The organism is Streptomyces sp. NPDC057877 (assembly GCF_042796855.1).
GTDB lineage: Bacteria > Actinomycetota > Actinomycetes > Streptomycetales > Streptomycetaceae > Streptomyces.
Map to the genome: position 1 here is coordinate 68,678 of NZ_JBHVMS010000001.1, position 17,697 is coordinate 86,374.

The 17,697-nt window shown below is 74.0% G+C and carries 14 protein-coding genes; 8 read left to right on the forward strand and 6 right to left on the reverse strand.

Annotated features, from left to right (window positions below; translation table 11 throughout):
* Positions 1 to 197: 197 nt before the first annotated feature.
* The 3 genes from ACFVQG_RS00345 to ACFVQG_RS00355 all read right to left on the reverse strand — a co-directional run bounded on the left by ACFVQG_RS00345 (position 198) and on the right by ACFVQG_RS00355 (position 3,206).
* Positions 198 to 380 (reverse strand): hypothetical protein, encoded by a 183-nt coding sequence (locus ACFVQG_RS00345; protein WP_383376534.1) that lies wholly within the window; start codon positions 378 to 380, stop codon positions 198 to 200.
* Positions 381 to 436: 56 nt separating this feature from the next.
* Positions 437 to 2,533, reverse strand: a complete 2,097-nt coding sequence (locus ACFVQG_RS00350; protein WP_383375082.1) for an MMPL family transporter — start codon at positions 2,531 to 2,533, stop codon at positions 437 to 439.
* A gap of 169 nt (positions 2,534 to 2,702) precedes the next feature.
* Positions 2,703 to 3,206, reverse strand: a complete 504-nt coding sequence (locus tag ACFVQG_RS00355) for a MarR family winged helix-turn-helix transcriptional regulator (protein ID WP_383375085.1) — start codon at positions 3,204 to 3,206, stop codon at positions 2,703 to 2,705.
* 111 nt (positions 3,207 to 3,317) lie between these two features.
* Between ACFVQG_RS00355 and ACFVQG_RS00360 the strand changes: the two genes are divergently transcribed.
* Together ACFVQG_RS00360 and ACFVQG_RS00365 are read left to right on the forward strand one after the other, a co-directional pair.
* Positions 3,318 to 4,847, forward strand: a complete 1,530-nt coding sequence (locus ACFVQG_RS00360) for an SDR family oxidoreductase (RefSeq protein ID WP_383375087.1) — start codon at positions 3,318 to 3,320, stop codon at positions 4,845 to 4,847.
* A complete protein-coding gene (locus ACFVQG_RS00365) occupies positions 4,844 to 6,217 on the forward strand; it encodes a cryptochrome/photolyase family protein (RefSeq protein ID WP_383375090.1) in 1,374 nt (457 codons plus the stop codon). Before ACFVQG_RS00360 ends, ACFVQG_RS00365 begins: the two co-directional genes overlap by 4 nt.
* Here ACFVQG_RS00365 and ACFVQG_RS00370 read toward each other — a convergent pair whose 3' ends face one another.
* Positions 6,218 to 7,189, reverse strand: coding sequence for a MerR family transcriptional regulator (locus ACFVQG_RS00370; protein WP_383375094.1), 972 nt, complete (start codon positions 7,187 to 7,189; stop codon positions 6,218 to 6,220).
* Between the two features lie 122 nt (positions 7,190 to 7,311).
* Between ACFVQG_RS00370 and ACFVQG_RS00375 the strand changes: the two genes are divergently transcribed.
* The 3 genes from ACFVQG_RS00375 to ACFVQG_RS00385 all read left to right on the forward strand — a co-directional run bounded on the left by ACFVQG_RS00375 (position 7,312) and on the right by ACFVQG_RS00385 (position 9,044).
* On the forward strand, positions 7,312 to 8,043 hold the full coding sequence (locus ACFVQG_RS00375; protein WP_383375098.1) for an RNA polymerase sigma factor: 732 nt from the start codon (positions 7,312 to 7,314) through the stop codon (positions 8,041 to 8,043).
* A gap of 106 nt (positions 8,044 to 8,149) precedes the next feature.
* On the forward strand, positions 8,150 to 8,590 hold the full coding sequence (locus ACFVQG_RS00380; RefSeq protein ID WP_383375100.1) for an SPW repeat protein: 441 nt from the start codon (positions 8,150 to 8,152) through the stop codon (positions 8,588 to 8,590).
* A 190-nt stretch (positions 8,591 to 8,780) separates the two neighbouring features.
* Entirely contained in the window at positions 8,781 to 9,044 is a 264-nt protein-coding gene (locus ACFVQG_RS00385) for a GlsB/YeaQ/YmgE family stress response membrane protein (protein WP_383375102.1), read from the forward strand.
* Between the two features lie 3 nt (positions 9,045 to 9,047).
* Here ACFVQG_RS00385 and ACFVQG_RS00390 read toward each other — a convergent pair whose 3' ends face one another.
* Positions 9,048 to 9,842 carry a GNAT family N-acetyltransferase gene (locus ACFVQG_RS00390; protein ID WP_383375104.1) on the reverse strand — a complete coding sequence of 265 codons (795 nt, stop codon included), beginning with the start codon at positions 9,840 to 9,842 and terminating at the stop codon, positions 9,048 to 9,050.
* A 169-nt stretch (positions 9,843 to 10,011) separates the two neighbouring features.
* Here ACFVQG_RS00390 and ACFVQG_RS00395 point away from each other — a divergent pair, with 169 nt between their 5' ends.
* Together ACFVQG_RS00395 and ACFVQG_RS00400 are read left to right on the forward strand one after the other, a co-directional pair.
* Positions 10,012 to 14,334 carry an aminotransferase class I/II-fold pyridoxal phosphate-dependent enzyme gene (locus tag ACFVQG_RS00395; RefSeq protein ID WP_383376478.1) on the forward strand — a complete coding sequence of 1,441 codons (4,323 nt, stop codon included), beginning with the start codon at positions 10,012 to 10,014 and terminating at the stop codon, positions 14,332 to 14,334.
* Positions 14,335 to 14,353: 19 nt separating this feature from the next.
* A complete protein-coding gene (locus ACFVQG_RS00400) occupies positions 14,354 to 15,103 on the forward strand; it encodes a class I SAM-dependent methyltransferase (protein ID WP_383375106.1) in 750 nt (249 codons plus the stop codon).
* 20 nt (positions 15,104 to 15,123) lie between these two features.
* Here the strand turns inward: ACFVQG_RS00400 and ACFVQG_RS00405 are convergent, their stop codons facing one another.
* Positions 15,124 to 15,810, reverse strand: coding sequence for a chaplin (locus ACFVQG_RS00405; protein WP_383375108.1), 687 nt, complete (start codon positions 15,808 to 15,810; stop codon positions 15,124 to 15,126).
* A gap of 257 nt (positions 15,811 to 16,067) precedes the next feature.
* On the opposite strand from ACFVQG_RS00405, the gene ACFVQG_RS00410 reads away from it, so the two are divergent.
* The gene (locus ACFVQG_RS00410) at positions 16,068 to 17,654 is read left to right on the forward strand and encodes an alpha/beta hydrolase (RefSeq protein WP_383375110.1); all 1,587 of its coding nucleotides are present in this window, start codon (positions 16,068 to 16,070) and stop codon (positions 17,652 to 17,654) included.
* Positions 17,655 to 17,697: the final 43 nt, after the last annotated feature.

Sequence of the window (17,697 nt, forward strand, 5' to 3'; positions counted from 1 at the left end):
GCGGACGGCACTCGGCCTACGACCCTGAGCGGGCCGGAGCGGACGGCGGCCAGCGCATCATTAGAAACGGGCCGGTACGGACGGCGCTCAGCGCGTGACCGGCAACGGGCCGGGTGCGGACGGCGCCCAGCCCAAGGCCGGGAACGGGCGCCGCGCCGGTCGGGGACCGGGCCGGGTGCCGCCGGGGCGCCGTCCGCTCAGGTCTCGTCCCGCGTGGGGACGAGGACGAGGAAGGAGTCCGACTCCAGGTCCATCACGACGGTCGCGTCGGCGTCGCCCTCCGCGCGCCGTCGCGCCGCGTACTCCTCCGCGGGCCACGATCCGCGCGGAGACCCCGCGGGAAACCGTTCCAGCACCTTCGCGCCCATGGCGGCAGACACCTCCGGATCGTCGACTTGTCCCTTCTCTGCGCCTGCCCTGGATGACCGCGGTCATGTCAAGTGGGCGTGTTCTGCCCCGACTCGCGGCTGAGCCGCCCCGGCCACCAGGAGAACGGCCCGATGTCCCGCACCAGCGCGGGCACCAGCAGCGACCGGACGACGAGGGTGTCCAGCAGGACGCCGAAGGCGACGATGAAGGCGACCTGCACGAGGAAGGCCAGCGGGATCACCCCGAGCGCGGCGAACGTCGCGGCGAGCACCACCCCGGCGGAGGTGATCACCCCGCCGGTCGCCGTGAGGCCGCGCAGCACACCCCGGCGCACCCCGAGGCGGAGCGACTCCTCGCGGACCCGGGACATGAGGAAGATGTTGTAGTCCACGCCGAGCGCCACGAGGAAGACAAAGCCGTACAGGGGCACGGACGGATCGGTGCCGGTGAAGCCGAAGACATGCTCGAAGACGAGCGCCGAGACGCCGAGGGTGGCGAAGAAGTTCAGCGCCACGGTCGCCACCAGCAGCACCGGCATCAGCAGGGAGCGCAGCAGCAGGACCAGTACGGCGAGAATGACCGCGAGGACGACCGGCACGATGAGGGCGCGGTCCCGTTCGGCGGTGCGCAGGGTGTCGTACTGCTGCGCCGTGTAGCCGCCCACGAGGGCGTCCGCGTCCGGTATCGCGTGGACGGCGGTCCGCAGCCGGGCGACGGTGTCCTTGGCAGCGTCGCTGTCGGCGGCGTCCCCCAGGGTGACGTCGACGCGGACCCGCCCGTCGACGACCAGCGGCGCGCCGCCGGGACGGCCGCTCTCGCCGACGGCCGCCGCGGAGGCGACGCCCTCGGTGGCGCGGGCGGCGTCGACGACCTCGGTGAGCCGGTCGGCATCGGCGAGGACGACGGCGGGGTTGCCGGAGCCGCCGGGGAAGTGCCGCCCGAGGGTGTTCTGCGCGGCGACCGAAGGGGCGTCGTTGACGAAGATCTCGTCCAGGGGCACGCCCTTGGAGGTGAGGGTGGGGGCGAAGGCGGCGCAGGCCAGCAGTCCGGCCAGGGCCACCGCCCAGACCCGGCGCGGCGCCCGGTCGACCAGGTCGGCGATCCGCCGCCACACCCCGGCGCCCGCGCCCCGACCGCCGTCGTCCGGCCGCGGCTTGCCGGGCCAGTAGGCGGCGCGGTCGAGGAGGACCAGTACGGCGGGCAGGAAGGTGAGGGTGCTCAGGACCGCGCAGGCGATGCCGAGCGCGCCGACGGGTCCGAGCGCCCGGTTGTTCGTCAGGTCGCTGAGCAACAGGGCGAGCAGGCCGAGGGCGACGGTCGCGGCGCTGGCCACGATCGCGCCCCAGGACCGCCGCAGCGCCGCGCCGACCGCGGCGAACCGGTCGGCGCGGGCGGCCAGTTCCTCCCGGTGCCGGGCGGTGAGCAGCAGCGCGTAGTCGGTGGCGGCGCCGATCACCAGGATGGAGAGGATGCCCTGGACCTGTCCGTCGACGCGCACCAGGTCGTGGTCGGCGAGGACGTACGCGATCGCGCAGGCGAGGGCGAGGGCGAAGACCGCGCCCAGGATGATCACCAGCGGGAGCAGCACACTGCGGTAGACGAGCAGCAGGATGGCGAGGACGGTCACCAGGGCGACGGCGAGCAGCAGGCCGTCGATCCCGGCGAACGCCTCGGACAGGTCGGCCTGGCTGGCGGCCGGTCCGGCGAGCTGGACCGTGGTGCCGGGGACGCCCTCCGCGGCGGTGCGGATCCGGTCGAGGGCGTCGGGAAGCGCGTCGCCGAGGCCGGGACTGAGCTGGACGACGCCCTGGAGGGCCTCGCCGTCGTCGGAGGGCAGTGCCGGGGACACCCCTCCGACGACGCCCGGGGCGCCGGTGAGCTGGGCGAGCGCCTGGCTGGCGGCGGTGCGGCGGTCCTCGATGTCCGCTCCGGACCGGTCGGTCCAGACGACGATCGCGGGCAGCGTCTCGTCCTGCCGGAAGGCCTTCTGCTGGTCGATGACCTCGGTGGACTCGGCGCTGCGCGGCAGGAACGCGGCCTGGTCGTTGGTGGCGACCTCGCCGAGCCGTCCGGCGAAGGGGCCGAGGGCTCCGCCGATCCCGAGCCAGACGGCGAGCAGCAGCAAGGGGACGAGCAGGCGGGCGCGTCGGGGGCTGGGGGTCATGGTTCTCCGGTTCCGGGTCGGGCAGGGCACGTCGACGACAGATACCTCAATGGAAAAGAATCTCAATCATCGAGATATCTTTCGGCCGAGGTGATCGTAGGGCACACGGGGGGTTCCGCCCGCGACCGGTCCCCGGATGCGGCCGGAGGGGACCGGATACGCGGGTTGCTCAGCGGTCGTGCGGCCTGACCGTGGCCAGTTCCTCGTTCAGGGCGGCCAGGAAGCGCAGGACCACGGCCAGTTCGTCGCCCGTGAACCGGCCGGTGGCCGCCCGGGTCGCCGTGGCCAGCGGCCGGAAGTACGTCCGGGCGGCCGGGCGGGCGTCGGTGTCGTAGTACAGGTGGACCACCCTGCGGTCGGCGCTCTCGCGGACCCGGCGGATGTGGCCCGCGCGTTCGAGCCGGTCCACGCAGGCCGTGACCGCGCCCGAGGTCAGCCCCAGGTGCTCGCGCAACCGGCCCGGGGTCATGGGGCCGTCGGCGTCCAGGATCGCGGCGAGCGCGTGGACGTCGGTGGCGTGCAGCCCGTGGTCGCCCGCGAAGTCCTGCACCAGACGGTTGATCTCACCGTTGAGCCGCCGCAGGTGGACGGCGAAGGACTGGAGGTCGGTCGCCGGGTCCGCGCCGGGCTCCCCGCCCGGGGAGTGCCGTTCCCGGTCGTCTGCTGTGGCCACGCGATCAGCCTATAGAAGTGCGGCGGGGGAACCGTGGGCGGGCACGCATCCGGCAGCGCACCCCGCGTGGAAGTGATCCCAGAGGGACACGCACGAAAGGACCGACAGCGGATGAACGCCGACGACAGGGAAGCGGGCCCACGCTCGCTGGTGACCGGTGCCACCGGGTACATCGGCGGCAGACTGGTGCCGGAGCTGCTCGCGGCCGGGCACCGGGTGCGCTGTCTGGCGCGCTCCCCCGGCAAGCTGCGCGACCACCCCTGGGCGGGCGAGGTGGAGGTGGTGCGCGGCGACGTCACCGACGAGGCGTCCGTCGCCGCCGCCATGCGGGACGTCGACGTGGCGTACTACCTGGTGCACGCGCTGGGCACGGGCAAGGGCTTCGAGGACACCGACCGGCGGGCGGCGCGGATCTTCGCGGCGGCGGCACGGGCGGCGGGCGTCCGCCGCGTCGTCTACCTGGGCGGTCTGACCCCGGCCGGGATCCCGGAGACGGAGCTGTCTCCGCACCTGCGCTCCCGGGCCGAGGTCGGCCACATCCTGCTGGACTCCGGTGTCCCCACGACCGTGCTGCGGGCGGCGGTCATCCTCGGCTCCGGCTCCGCCTCCTTCGAGATGCTGCGCTACCTCACCGAGCGGCTGCCGGTGATGGTCACCCCGAGCTGGGTGCACACCCGCATCCAGCCGGTCGCCGTACGGGACGTGCTGCGCGCCCTCGTCGGCAGCGCGGAGATGCCCCGGGAGGTCAGCCGGGCCTTCGACCTCGGCGGTCCGGAGGTGCTGACGTACCGGGACATGATGGTCCGCTACGCGCGCATCGCCGGACTGGGGCGCCGGTTCGTCGTGCCGGTGCCGGTGCTCACGCCCGGACTGTCCAGCCACTGGGTGGGCCTGGTGACCCCGGTGCCCGCGTCCATCGCCCGGCCGCTGGCCGAGTCACTGCGGCACGAGGTGGTCTGCCGCGAACACGACATCGCACGGTACGTTCCGGACCCGCCCGGACACCCCCTCGGGTTCGACGAGGCCGTCCGGCTCGCCCTGCAACGGGTGCGCGACGCCCAGGTCACCACCCGCTGGTCCAACGCGGCCGTCCCCGGCGCCCCCAGCGACCCGCTGCCCACCGACCCGGACTGGGCGGGCGGCAGCCTCTACACCGACCGGCGCGAGATGCTCGTACCCGCCACACCGGAGGCGCTGTGGCGGGTCATCGAGGGCATCGGCGGGGAGAACGGCTGGTACTCCTTCCCGCTCGCCTGGGCGGCACGCGGCTGGCTGGACCGGCTGGTCGGCGGGGTCGGGCTGCGCCGGGGCCGCCGGGACGCGCACCGGCTGCGGGTGGGCGACTCCCTGGACTTCTGGCGGGTGGAGGAGATCGAGCCGGGCCGCCTGCTGCGGCTGCGGGCGGAGATGCGGCTGCCGGGCCTGGCCTGGCTGGAGATGTACGCCGAGCGGGACGGCGACGGCCGCACCCGGTACCGGCAGCGGGCACTGTTCCATCCGCGCGGGCTGCTCGGCCACGCCTACTGGTGGGGCGTGTCCCCCTTCCACGCCCTGGTGTTCGGCGGCATGGCCCGCAACATCGCCCGCGCGGCAGCCGCCGACCGGGCCCCGTCCGTCCCCGCCACGGAGCGCACCTCATGAACGTCGCCGTCGTCCTGTTCACCGCCGACCTGCGGCTGCACGACCATCCGCCGCTGCGGGCCGCCCTCGACGGCTCCCGCGAGGTGGTGCCGCTGTTCGTGCGCGACCGGTCGGTGGCCGGGGCCGGGTTCGCCGCGCCCAACCGGCTGGCGTTCCTCGCCGACTGCCTGGCCGATCTCGACGCGGGGCTGCGCGAGCGCGGCGGGCGCCTCGTGGTGCGCTCGGGCGACGTGGTGGAGGAGGTGTGCCGGGTGGTCGTCGAGGCGGACGCCGACGAGGTGCACCTGGCCGCCGACGTCAGCGGGTACGCGCAGTTGCGCGAGGCGCGGCTGCGGCGGGCGCTGGAGGCGGAGGGGCGGCGGCTGCTCGTCCACGACACGGTGACCACGGTGGTGCCGCCCGGGGAGCTGACCCCGGCGGCCTCCGACCACTTCGCGGTCTTCACGCCGTACTTCCGCCGCTGGGCGGAGCGGCGACCGCGCGGCACGTTCGGCGCGCCCCGCGTGGTCCGCGTTCCCGAGCACGTCCGCTCCGAGCGGCTGCCGTCCCGCGAGCAGCTCTCCGGCCTCTCCCCCGCGCTGCCCGCCGGAGGCGAGACGGAGGGGCGCAAGCGGCTGACGGCCTGGCTGCGCTCCGGTGTCCGGGACTACGAGGACCGCCACGACGACCTGTCCGGCGACGCCACCTCCCGGCTCTCCCCGCACCTGCACTTCGGCACCCTCTCCCCCGTCGAACTCGTCCACCGGGCCCGCCGGGCGGGCGGCTCGGGCGCGGAGGCGTTCGTACGGCAGCTGGCCTGGCGCGACTTCCACCGCCAGGTGCTGGCGGCCCGGCCGGACGCGGCCGGGGCCGACTACCGCACCCGGCACGACCGCTGGCGCTCCGAGCGCTCGGCGCGCGACGACATCGCGGCCTGGCGCGAGGGCCGTACCGGCTACCCGATCGTCGACGCGGCGATGCGCCAACTGGCGCACGAGGGCTGGATGCACAACCGCGGACGGCTGCTGACCGCGAGCTTCCTCACCAAGACCCTGTACGTCGACTGGCGGGTCGGCGCCCGGCACTTCCTCGACCTGCTGGTGGACGGCGACCTCTGCAACAACCAGCTCAACTGGCAGTGGACGGCCGGAACCGGCACCGACACCCGGCCCAACCGGGTCCTGAACCCGGTCACCCAGGGCAAACGGTACGACCCCGACGGCGCGTACGTGCGGCGCTGGGTGCCCGAACTCGGGGAGCTGGCGGGGGCCGCAGTGCACGAACCGTGGAAGCTGCGCGGTCTTGACCGCGCCGCGATCGACTACCCGGACCCGATCATCGACCTGTCCGAGGGGCTCGACCGCTTCCGCCGCGCCCGCGGCCGGGACTGATCAGGGCCGGTCGGCGCCGAACGCCCCGGCCAGGGTGTCGAGCGCCTCCCGCAGACTCGTCGGCCGTGGCATCCCGGGCGTGGACCGCCCGGCCCAGCCGGGCCCGGCCAGCACCACCACCGGCTGTCGGCGGGCGCCCTTGACGCCCCACTGGGCCGCGGCGATGTGCCGGGCCAGCGGAACGCTCGCGCTGGAGCGGGCCTGCGCCCAGAGCACCACGGCCGCCGGGCCCAGCCGCCGCACCGCCGCGGTGAGCGCCTCCACGGGCACCGCGGCGCCGAACATCCGGGTGGGCACGCCGAGTTGACCGAGGCCCGCGTTGAGGGCCTCCAGCGGAAGGGTGTGCTGTTCGCCGGGGACGCAGGCCAGCACCACCGGCCCGGCGACCGGGGCGGCGGAGGCCGGGGTGTGCCGCCGCAGGACGGTCGACACATGCCAGGACAGCAGGTGCTCGACCTCCACGTAACGGTCGCCGGAGGACGCCCACTTGCGTCCCACGGCGTGCAGGGTCGGCACCATCACCTCCTGCCAGGCCACGGTCAGTCCGTGCTCCGCCACCGCCGCCGCCAGCAGGTCCTCGACGGCCGGGGCGTCCAGCCGCACGGCGGCGCGGGCGAGGCCCCGGCACTCCTGACGGACGTCGCCGAGGGGCAGGGTGCCCGCCGCGTGGGAGCGCCCGGTGCCCGCCGCGCGCGCCGGTGCGGCGGTGGACGGCACGGCCTCGCCGGTGCCCTCCCTGGCCGTCCGGGCCGCCTCGGCGGGCGGCATGCCCGCGGCGGTCAGCCTGCACATCGTCTCCAGCACCGCCACGTCCCGGGGCGTCCAGCGCCGGTGCCTGCCGTCGGCGCGGACCGCGGGACCGATGCCGTACCGGCGGTCCCAGGACCGCAGCGTGGTGGGTGCGACGCCGAGGCGGCGGGCCACCGCGCCGGTGGTCAGACCGCCTGCGGACTCCTGCGTGGGCTCGGCCATGCGCCGACTATAGAGGTCGATACGACGCAGAATCGACGCGAGTTGAGGACCTGACGTCAGCGCCCGGACGATGACGGCACCGGGGATCGCCCCGGCCGCGCCCGAGGTGAGGAGCAGTCGTCATGAGCCCGCGCACGAGCACCGTCCCGCCCGGCAGCACGGCCGCCCGGCAGCCGGGGCGAGCCGTCGGCGAGGAGGCCGGGCGGGCCGCCGGGAGACCGCCGGCGCGGGGTCTGGTCGCGGGTGACGAGGACCGGCTGGCGCGGGGTCTGGTCGCGGGCGACGAGGCCTGCCTGGCCGCCCTCTACCGGCGCTGGTCACCACTGGTGCAGGCGCTCGCCCGGCGCTCCCTGGGCGACGCCGGGGAGGCGGAGGACGTCACCCAGCAGGTGTTTCTCGGTGTCTGGCGGGGACGGCACACCTACCGGCCCGAGCGCGGTCCGGTCGCCGGGTGGATCGTCGGGATCACCCGGCGCCGGATCGCCGACGCCCTGGCCGCCCGGACCCGCCGCCTCGACCTGCTCGCCTCGGCGGCCCCGGCCCTGCTGATCACCGACGCCCCGGCGCAGCGGCCCGAGGACGTCCTGGACCGCCTCGTGATCCGGCGGGAGCTGGACCGGCTGCCGACGCCGCAGCGGCGGGTGCTGCGGCTGGCCTACTTCGAGGACCTCACGCAGACCCAGATCGCGGAGCGCACGGGCTGGCCGCTGGGCACGGTCAAGAGTCACGCGCGCCGGGGACTGGTCCGGCTGCGGCAGTCCTTCGAGGCGGGCGCGGAGCGACCCCGGGGAGAGTCGGCGCTTCCCGGGGTTCCCCGCCCTCGCGACCATGTCGACCTGACCCCTACGCACTGACCTGACCTCTACACATAAGGGCGAAATAAGCGCAAAATAAACCTGCGCGGCACGCGCCGCACACCGCACCAGACGCGGTCGGCCTGCTAGTCAAAGGAGACGAGTCATGGCCAACGTCTCGCCCACCAGAGGTGACCTCACCACTCACCCCGACGCGTCCGAGATGCGGGCCCGGTACGCCCGTGTCCTCGGCGGTCGCGACGTGGCACTCGTGGACGGACCGGTGTTCCTGCTCGGTCTGTACTGCGCCGTGTCCCCGTGGATCGTCCACTTCACCACCAGCCAGCCCGCACTGGTGCCCCACAACCTGATCATGGGCATCGCGATCGGCCTGCTGGCCCTCGGGTTCACCACCACCCCGGAACGCATGTACGGCCTGAGCTGGGCGATCTGCGCCATCGGCGTCTGGATGATCGTCTCGTCGTGGATCGTCGGGGAGAGCCCGGACGCCGGTGTCGTATGGAACAACATCATCATCGGCGCGCTCGCCGTGGTCCTGGGCCTGATGTGCGCGGGTACGGCGGCGAAGAGCACCCCGAGGCGGTAGCGACGGCCCGACCGGAGCCGGAGGGAAGGGGAGTGGCCGGTCCGCGACGACCCGCACGGAGCGGCCACTTCGCACGCTCGACCGCACGCTGGCGGCGCGCGTTCACGAGCCGAGCGGTCCCCGTCCGACTGTCTCGGCGTTCAGCGGGCACACGCCTTGTCAGGGAAGGCCTTGACAAAGAGGGACGGAAATGGAGATCTCGGGAATCATCAGTGCCATTGTTATCGGCATCGTCATCGGTGTCCTGGGACGGCTCGTGGTCCCGGGACGCCAGCGCATAGGGGTCCTGTGGACCATCGCCGTCGGCATCGTCGCGGCGCTCATCGGCTCGGCGCTCGCGGGCGCCCTCGACGTGGGCGACACGGAGGGCGTCGACTGGGTCGAATGGCTCATCCAGATCGGCCTCGCCGCACTCGGCGTGGTCGCCCTGGACCGCTCGAAGGCACGCCGCTGACGGTCACCGCTCGTACACGTACGGCGTGGTCGTCGTGAGCGGCACGAAACCGAGGCGCTCCAGGATGGGGCGGCTCTGGTCGGTGGCGTCGACCTGGAGATAGGGGTAGCCGCGCTCGGCCGCGAGCCGGGCGCGGTAGCCCACCAGCGCACGGTAGAGGCCACGGCCCCGCCAGCCCTCGACCGTGCCGCCGCCCCACAGTCCGGCGAACCGGGTGCCCGGCGCGAGTTCCATCCGGGCCGAGCTGACCGGGACGTCCCCGGCGACGGCCACCACCGCGACCAGGGAGTCCGGTTCTGCGGCGAGCCGGTCGAGCAGCCGCCGCCTCAGCTGGGTGCCGTCCGTGCCGAAGGCCGCCTCGTGCACCCGCGTGAGCAGTTCGACGCCCGCCGCGTCGCGGACTTCCCGGACACGGACGCCCGCGGGCGGCTCGACGTCCAGCGGGACCTCGGCGGTCTCGGCGACCAGCAGCGTCTCCGCGGGCTCGGGCGAAAACCCCGCGGCGAGCAGCCGCCGCCCCAGACCGGCCGGAAGATCATGGCCGTAGAGCTTCCACTCGAAGCCGTGCCCGAGCGCGGCGTAGTGCTCGATCTGTCCGGCGATCACCGCGTCCACGTCCTCGTCGGTGGCCGCCGCGTCCAGGCCGGACCACAGCACGCCGTTCCAGCCGTGCGCGGGGGCCACCTGCCGGACCACCCCGCCGGACCGCTCGATCCGGGCGCCCGGGCCGTCGGGCAGGGCGCCCTCGCGCATGTCACGGTCGTAGCGGGCCAGTACGGCCGCGGTGGTGTCGTTCATGGGGTCACCCCAGCACCCGTCCCACCGCCGCGGCAACGCCTTTTCCCTCCGGCCGAGATGCAGTCGCCGACGCGGGGTGCCTACGATCGAGAGGACCCCGGACCAGGTGGACAGCCCGGTCTCCTCCCACGTGAGGAGGCACTTGCCTGTGCTGTCGGCACAGCGGTTGATGGCCTCGTACCTCGCGCTGGTCGCGGCCGCCACCGCCGTCTACATGACGGTCCCCGCGGCCCGGACCCCCGTGTGGGCGGTCATCGGGCTCGCGGGCGCCGCCGCCGTGCTCGCCGGAGCGCGGCTGCACCGCCCGGCGCACGCCTGGCCCTGGTGGGTGCTGGCCGCCGGGCTGCTGACCTTCGTCACGGGCGACACGTACTACAACGTCCTGGAGGAGTACTTCGGCGCCGCCAACCCCTTCCCCTCCCTCGCGGACGCCTGCTACCTCGCCACCTACCCGCTGTTCGCGGTCGGGCTGTACGGACTCGTGCGCTACCGCTGGTCGGGCCACGACCTGCCCGGGCTGCTGGACGCGGCGATCGTCACCGCGGGGCTGGCCCTGCCGGTGTGGCTGTACCTGGTGCAGCCGCTGTCGGTGGTCGAGGGGCTGACCTGGGAGCAGCGCGCCATCAGCATCGCCTATCCGCTCGGTGACGTCCTGGTGCTGGCGCTGCTGGCCCGGCTGCTGACGCCGAGCGGGGCGCCCGGACCGATCCGCTCGGTGCAGTTGCTGGTGGTCGGCACGGCCACGCTGCTCGGCTTCGACATCGCCTACGGGATCCTCCAGCTGAACTCCATGTGGCAGGCGGGCACCCTGCTCGACGCCGGATGGATCGTCTTCTACACGGCCTGGGGTCTGGCCGCCCTGCACCCCTCCATGGTCCGGCTGACCTCCTCCGCGCCGCAGCGGCACTCGCTGCTGCCCCGCCCGCGCAGGCTCGTGGTGCTCGCCGTGGTCACCTGCATCGCGCCCGGCATCCTGCTGTATGGAGGGCTGACCGGCACCGCCGGTCATGACGCCGCCGTGATCGCGGCGTTCTCCGGCGTGCTGTTCCTGCTGGTGATCCTGCGGCTCGCGGGCATGGTCGTGGCCCACCGCAGGGCGGTCACCCGGGAGCACGCGCTGCGGACGGCGGCCAGCCAGTTGGTCGCGGCGATCCGGCACCAGGAGGTCACCCGCGCCTGCGAGTCGACCGTGGCCCGGCTGCTCGGGCCCGTCGTGCACCACCGGACCCTGCTGCTGTCCGCGGAGCGCGCCGCCGAACTGCCCGCACTGCCCACCGGCCTGATCGACCCGGCCCGGCTCGGCCCGGACCTGGCCGCCGAACTCGGCGAACCGGAGTCCGTCGCGGTCTGCCCCATGACCCGGCCCGACCGTCCGTCCGGCCAGATCCCCGGCGTGCTCCTGGTGGCGGGTCCGGCCCGGCGCCTCGCCGAGACCCTGCCCTCGCTGGAGATCCTCGCCTCGCACGCCGGACTCGCCAGGGAACGCGTGACCCTGCGCCAGGAGGTCATCCGCCGGGAGAGCGAGGCGTACTTCCGCACCCTGGTCCGCAACACCTCCGACGTCATCCTGATCGTCGAGGACGACGACACCATCCGGTACGCCAGCCCGTCCGCGGCGTCCGTGTTCGGCACCGTCGACCTGGTCGGCGCGGAGCTGCCGGAGCTGCTCGACCACCGCGACCGGGACCGGGCCGCCCGGCAGCTCGCGGCCGTGCGGGAGCAGGGGCCGCGCTCCGGCCACGACCACTGGTGGGTGCGGCGCGGCGACGGCCGGGTGGAGGTGGAGGTGCGGTGCAGCGACTTCCGGGCCGAGCGGACCGTGTCCGGGCTGGTGGTCACCCTGCGCGACGTCACCGAGCAGCGGCGCCTCGAACACGAGCTGACCCAGCGGGCGTTCCACGACTCGCTGACCGGGCTGCCCAACCGGACCCTGCTCCTGGAGCGGATCGAGCGCGCCCTGCTGCGCGGGCGGCGCGAGTCGTCGCTGACCTGCCTGCTGTTCATCGACCTGGACGACTTCAAGCTCGTCAACGACACGATGGGCCACTCGGCCGGTGACCATCTGCTGATGGCCGTCGGCAACCGGCTGTCCCAGACGCTGCGGCGCACGGACACCGCGGCCCGCCTCGGCGGCGACGAGTTCGCCGTGCTGATGGAGGACGCCCGCGAACCCCTCGACGCCGAACTGCTGGCGGCACAGGTCGTGCAGATGCTGAGCCGCCCCTTCGCGCTGGCCGAGGAGTCGGTGACCGTCTCCGCGAGCGTCGGGGTGGCCACGGCCCGGGACAGCACCGACGCGGAGGAGCTGCTCAGCCACGCCGACCTCGCGCTGTACGCGGCGAAGACGGCGGGCAAGCGGCAGTGGCGGCGCTTCCAGCCGCTGCTGCACACCCGGATGGTCGAGCGGCACGACCTGCAGAGCAGGCTGGCCCGGGCGGTCGCCGGGAAGGAGTTCGCGCTGCGCTACCAGCCCGTCGTGGACATCACCGCGGGTGAGGTCGTCGGCTTCGAGGCGCTGGTGCGCTGGCCGCGCGCCCCGCACCATCCGGTCAGCCCGGAGCAGTTCATCTCGCTGGCCGAGGAGACCGGGCAGATCGCCCCGCTCGGTTCCTGGGTGCTCCAGCACGCCGTGCACGACATGGCCGGGCTGCAACGGCTGCGCGAGCACCGCCGACCGCCGTACGTGAGCGTGAACGTCTCCGCCCGCCAGTTCCGTGACACCGGCTTCCTCGACCAGGTCGACCTGGCCCTGCGCACCCCGGGCCTGGCGCCGGGCACCCTCCAGCTGGAGCTGACCGAGACGGTGCTGCTGCGCCACGACGCGCAGATCCAGTCGGTGCTGCACGACCTGAAGGAGCTGGGGGTGACCATCGCGGTCGACGACTTCGGCACCGGCTTCTCCTCGCTGCGCTATCTGCGGGACTTCCCCCTCGACGTACTGAAGATCGACAAGACGTTCATCGACGACCTCACGCGTGACGCCCAGCAGGTGGCGCTGGTCGAGGGCATCGTACGGATCGCCGACACGCTCGGACTCCAGGTGATCGCCGAGGGCATCGAGGACGCCGGGCAGCGGGATCTGCTGGCGGGCATGGGATGCCGGTTCGGGCAGGGCTTCCTCTTCGCGCGGCCGATGACGGTGGCGCAGAGCGAGCGCGTGCTGCGCCGCCCGTCCCGCACCCCGACGGCCACCCGCTACGACGTCCCGCGCGCCGAACGGCGGCCACCCGAGCCGGTGCGGCCCCGGGAGCGCGACCGGGACCTGGAGCGGCTGCGGCGCACCAGCCCGATGAGCGACGCGGTCCTGGACGAGGTGCGCGGACGACACATCCGCAGCGGCGACCACTGGCTGATCGACTACGCCTCCTGCAACTACCTCGGCTTCGACTGGGACCCGGAGATCATCGCCGCCGTCGAGCCCGCCGTCCGCCGCTGGGGCACCCACCCGAGCTGGTCGCGGCTGCTGGGCAGCCCGCACCTGTGCCCGGAGATAGAGGAGCGGCTCGCCGCGCTGCTCGGCGCGGAGGACACCCTGCTGCTGCCGACGATCACCCTGGTCCACAACTCGGTGATCCCGGTGCTCGCGGGCCAGGGCCAGGTCTTCCTCGAGGCCACCGCGCACAAGACGCTCTACGACGGCTGCAACGCCGCCCGCGGCCAGGGCGCCACCCTGCGCCGCTTCCACGCCGAGCGGCCCGGCGACCTGGACGCCATGCTCGCCACGGCCCCGTCCGGGGCGCCCCGGCTGGTCTGTCTGGACGGCGTCAACAGCATGAGCGGCAACATCCCCGACCTGCCCGCGCTGGCGACGGTGTGCCGACGCCGGGGCGCGACGCTGTACGTCGACGACGCGCACGGCTTCGGCGTGATCGGGCAGCGGGGCCCGGGCGAGCCCTGCCCGTACGGCTCGCGCGGCAACTGCGTGGTGCGGCACACCGGGGAGTCGTACGACGGGATCGTGCTGGTCAGCGGCTTCTCCAAGGCGTACTCGTCGCTGCTGGCGTTCCTGGCGCTGCCGACCGCGCTGAAGAACCGGCTGAAGATCTCCGCCGGGCCCTATCTGTACTCGGGGCCGTCGCCGACCGCCTCCCTGGCGACGGCGCTGGCGGGGCTCGACGTCAACGAACGGCGGGGCGACGTCCTGCGGGCCGACCTCTACCGCAAGACGGTCCGGGTGCTCGACCATCTCGACGCCCTCGGGGTGGAGACCCTCAACCGGGACCGGCTGCCGATCGTCGAGATCCCGCTGGCCGATCCGGCGGCGCTGGACGCGGTCGCCGCGTTCCTGTGGCGGGAGGGCATCTATGTGACGCTGGCGCCCTATCCCCTCGTGCCGCGTGACCGGGTGGGTTTCCGGGTGCAGATCACCGCGCTCAACTCGGACGCCGACATCGACCGGCTCAACGCCACGCTGACCGGGCTGGCGGCGCGCTTCCCGCTACGGCCGAAGGCGTCCGTCCTTCCGGCGGGCGAAGGGGTGAAAGGCGCCTGACCGAAGGGCTGAGACGGCGATGACGACGCACAACGACGACGTGGACTGGGACCGCTGGCCCCTCGCGGACTATCTCGCCGAGAACTACCGCGAGGTGCACCCCGCGGACGCCGCGGTGATCGCGCACCACTCGGCGTTCTACCGCCGTCTCCCACCCGACGGACTCGCGTGCGGTGTGGAGTTCGGCGCCGGTCCGAACCTGTACCCGCTGGTCCTCGCCTCGGCGGTGTGCCGTCGGGTCGACGCGGTCGAGGCCGGGTCCGGCAACGTCGCCTATCTGCGGCGGCAGCTCCGCGACCGTCCGGACGCCAGCTGGCTGCCGTTCCACGCGCTGGCCCGGCGGCTGGATCCACGGGTGCCCGTGACGCTGGCGCGGGCGCTGGCCCGGGTCGACGTCGTGCACGCCGATGTGCGGGACCTGCCCGCGGGCGGTTACGAGCTGGCGTCCATGCACTTCGTCGCCGAGGGTGCCACCGAGGACCGCGAGGAGTTCGCCGCGTTCTGCCGTCTGTTCGCCCGGTGTGTGGTGCCGGGCGGGTATCTGGTCGCCGCGTTCATGGAGAACATGCCCACCTACCGGATCGGGCCCGCCTCGCGCTGGCCCGGCTGTCCGGTGGACGCCGGAACCGTCAGGGCGGTGTTCGCGCCGCTCACCGGCGAACTCGACGTCACCCGCATCGACGCCGACCCGACCCTGCCGGAGTACGGGGACACCGGGATGGTGCTGCTGACCGCGCGGACGGCCGCCTCACCGGCCCGACCTCGGTGAGGCGCGGCGTCCGTCGTCGGTCAGCGGGGTGCGCGCGGGCGGGACCGCCGTACCAGCACCGCCCCGCCCAGGACCATCGCCGTGGCGCCGAGGGCGGCGGGGAGGGTGGCGTCCGCCCCGGTGTCGGCGAGGGTGGCGTCGGTGGACGGCGGGGCGACGGCGGGCCGGGCGGGGGCGGGCACCGGCCGGGTCTTCGGCGGCGCGGTCGGGGTGGGGACCGGCCGGGCGGGACGGTCGGGGCGATCGGGGCGGTCGGGGCGATCGGGTGTGCCGGGGGTGTTCACCGACTGGTTGCCGACCGCCGGGTTGCCGACGCCCACCACGCTCACGGAGTTGCCGCTGACGTTCACCGGCAGATGGACCGGCAGTTGCACGCCGTTGCCGGAGATCACCCCGGGTGAGTCCTTGCCGTGGCCGTGGGCGGCGGCCCCCGGCGGGCGGCCGGTCCCATGTGGGCCGTCCTCGCCGTCCACGTTGGCGCACTCGTTGCCCACGGCGGGGTTCAGCAACCCCACCACGTTCACCGTGTTCCCGCACACGCTGACCGGCACGTGCACCGGGAGCTGGACGGTGTTGCCGGAGATCAGCCCGGGTGAGCCGACGGCGGCTCCGTCCGCCGCGGAGTCGGCGTGCGCCGGTAGCGTCACGGCCATCGCGCCGGAGGCGGCGGCGACGGCGATCACACCGTTTCGGGTAACCCGTCTCATGGGGTCCCTGCCTTCCAGACATGGTCACGGGCGCTCGCCCGCATCGGTAAGAACGCGGGCGAACCATCCGAGTTATGGCTTATCGGCCTTTCACCCCATCGAGTGGCACGGTTATCGAACCAACGGCAAAAGCCACCGAACGGGACACGAGCGGCGCACGGTACCGCGGCCCCGGCGCTCCCGCCCGCCCGGAGGCGCGGCTTCCGGGGGCCGCTTATGGTGATCGAGGGCCACCGCCCGCGTCCCTGGAGGGATCGATGCCTGTTCATCGCTCGACGCGGGCCGCGCCGCGGCGCGGCCCGCTCATATCGGCGCTCACGCTCGCCCTGCTGGGAGCGGGGCTGCCAGCGGTGGCGGCGGACGACTCCGAGCCGGACCTGTCGCGCTTCTACCGCCAGAAGGTGAAGTGGTCCGACTGCAAGGGTCCGCAGCCGCCGAAGGACCTGCAGTGCGGCAAGGTCACGGTGCCCGTCGACTACGCCAGGCCCGGCGCCGAGACCCTCGCACTGGCCCTCGCCCGCTACCGCGCCACCGGCGACCGGCGCGGCTCGGTGGTGCTGAACTTCGGCGGCCCCGGCGGCTCGGGCGTCGCCGGGCTCGCCGCGGACGGCAAGGACTTCATGGAGCTGACCGACGGCTACGACGTGGTCGGCTTCGACCCGCGCGGCGTCGGCCGGTCCTCGCCGGTCAGCTGCGGCGACGGCTTCCTGAGCGCCGAGGCCACCGAGGACACCGACGACGTGCTGCGCGATCCGGGCGCCGCGCTGCGGGAGTTGCGCGGGATGGCGGCCGAGTGCGCCAAGAACTCGGGGCCCGTCCTGCCGCACATGGGCACGGTCAACGTCTCCCGGGACCTCGACGTCATCCGCCAGGCGCTCGGCGACGACAAGCTGAACTACCTGGGCTTCTCCTACGGAACCCGGCTCGGCGCGGTCTACGCGGCCCAGTTCCCCGACCGGGTCGGCCGGTTGGTGCTGGACGGCGTGGACACGCTCACCGAGCCGCTCGCCCGACAGGGCGTGGCGGGCGCCGAGGGGCAGCACCGGGCGCTGAAGGACTTCGTCGACTGGTGCGCGCAGGACATCGCCTGCCCGTTCGGCCAGGATCCGCGCAGGGGCCGCGAGGAGGTCGTACGGCTGATCCGCTCGCTCGACGAGGACCCGGTGCCGACGGTCTTCGGCGGGATGTTCTCCGGCCAGGACCTGGTCGGCGCCATCAGTCAGGCGCTCTACAGCAAGGACCTGTGGCCGTCGCTCCAGCGGGCCCTGGCCCAGTTGGTGGAGGACGGGGACACCCGGGGTGTGGAGGCGTTCGCCACCGGCGGCTTCGCCGTGCCGGGACCGGCGCCGCGGCCGGGGCGGGAGGACGGCGGCCTGGCCGACGAGGAGGACGTCCCCCTCGACAACCTCCCGGCCGCGCTGATGGCGGTGAACTGCGCCGACGACCCCGACCGCCCCACCGCCGGGCGGATCACCCGGGAACTGCGGCGGCTGCGCGCCGAGTACGAGCAGGCGTCACCGGTGTTCGGCCGGTACCGGCTCACCCAGGTGCTGATGTGCTACGGCCGCCCCAAGGGCACCGATTTCATCCGCGAGAAGGTCAAGGACGTGGACACGCCGAAGATGCTGCTGGTCGGCACCCGGGGCGACCCCGCGACGCCGTACCGGTGGACCGAGCAGACCGCGAAGCGGCTCGGGCCGTCGGCGGTGGTGCTCGACAACCGCGGCGAGGGCCACACCGGCTACGGCTCCTCCGCGTGCGTGCACCGCAAGGTCGACGACTTCCTCCTGTACGGCTCCCTCCCGGCCGACGGCAGCTCGTGCGGCACCGAGAGCGAAGAGTGAGCGGGGTGGGCGGCGCGGGCGGCGCGGGCGGCTGACGCCCCGT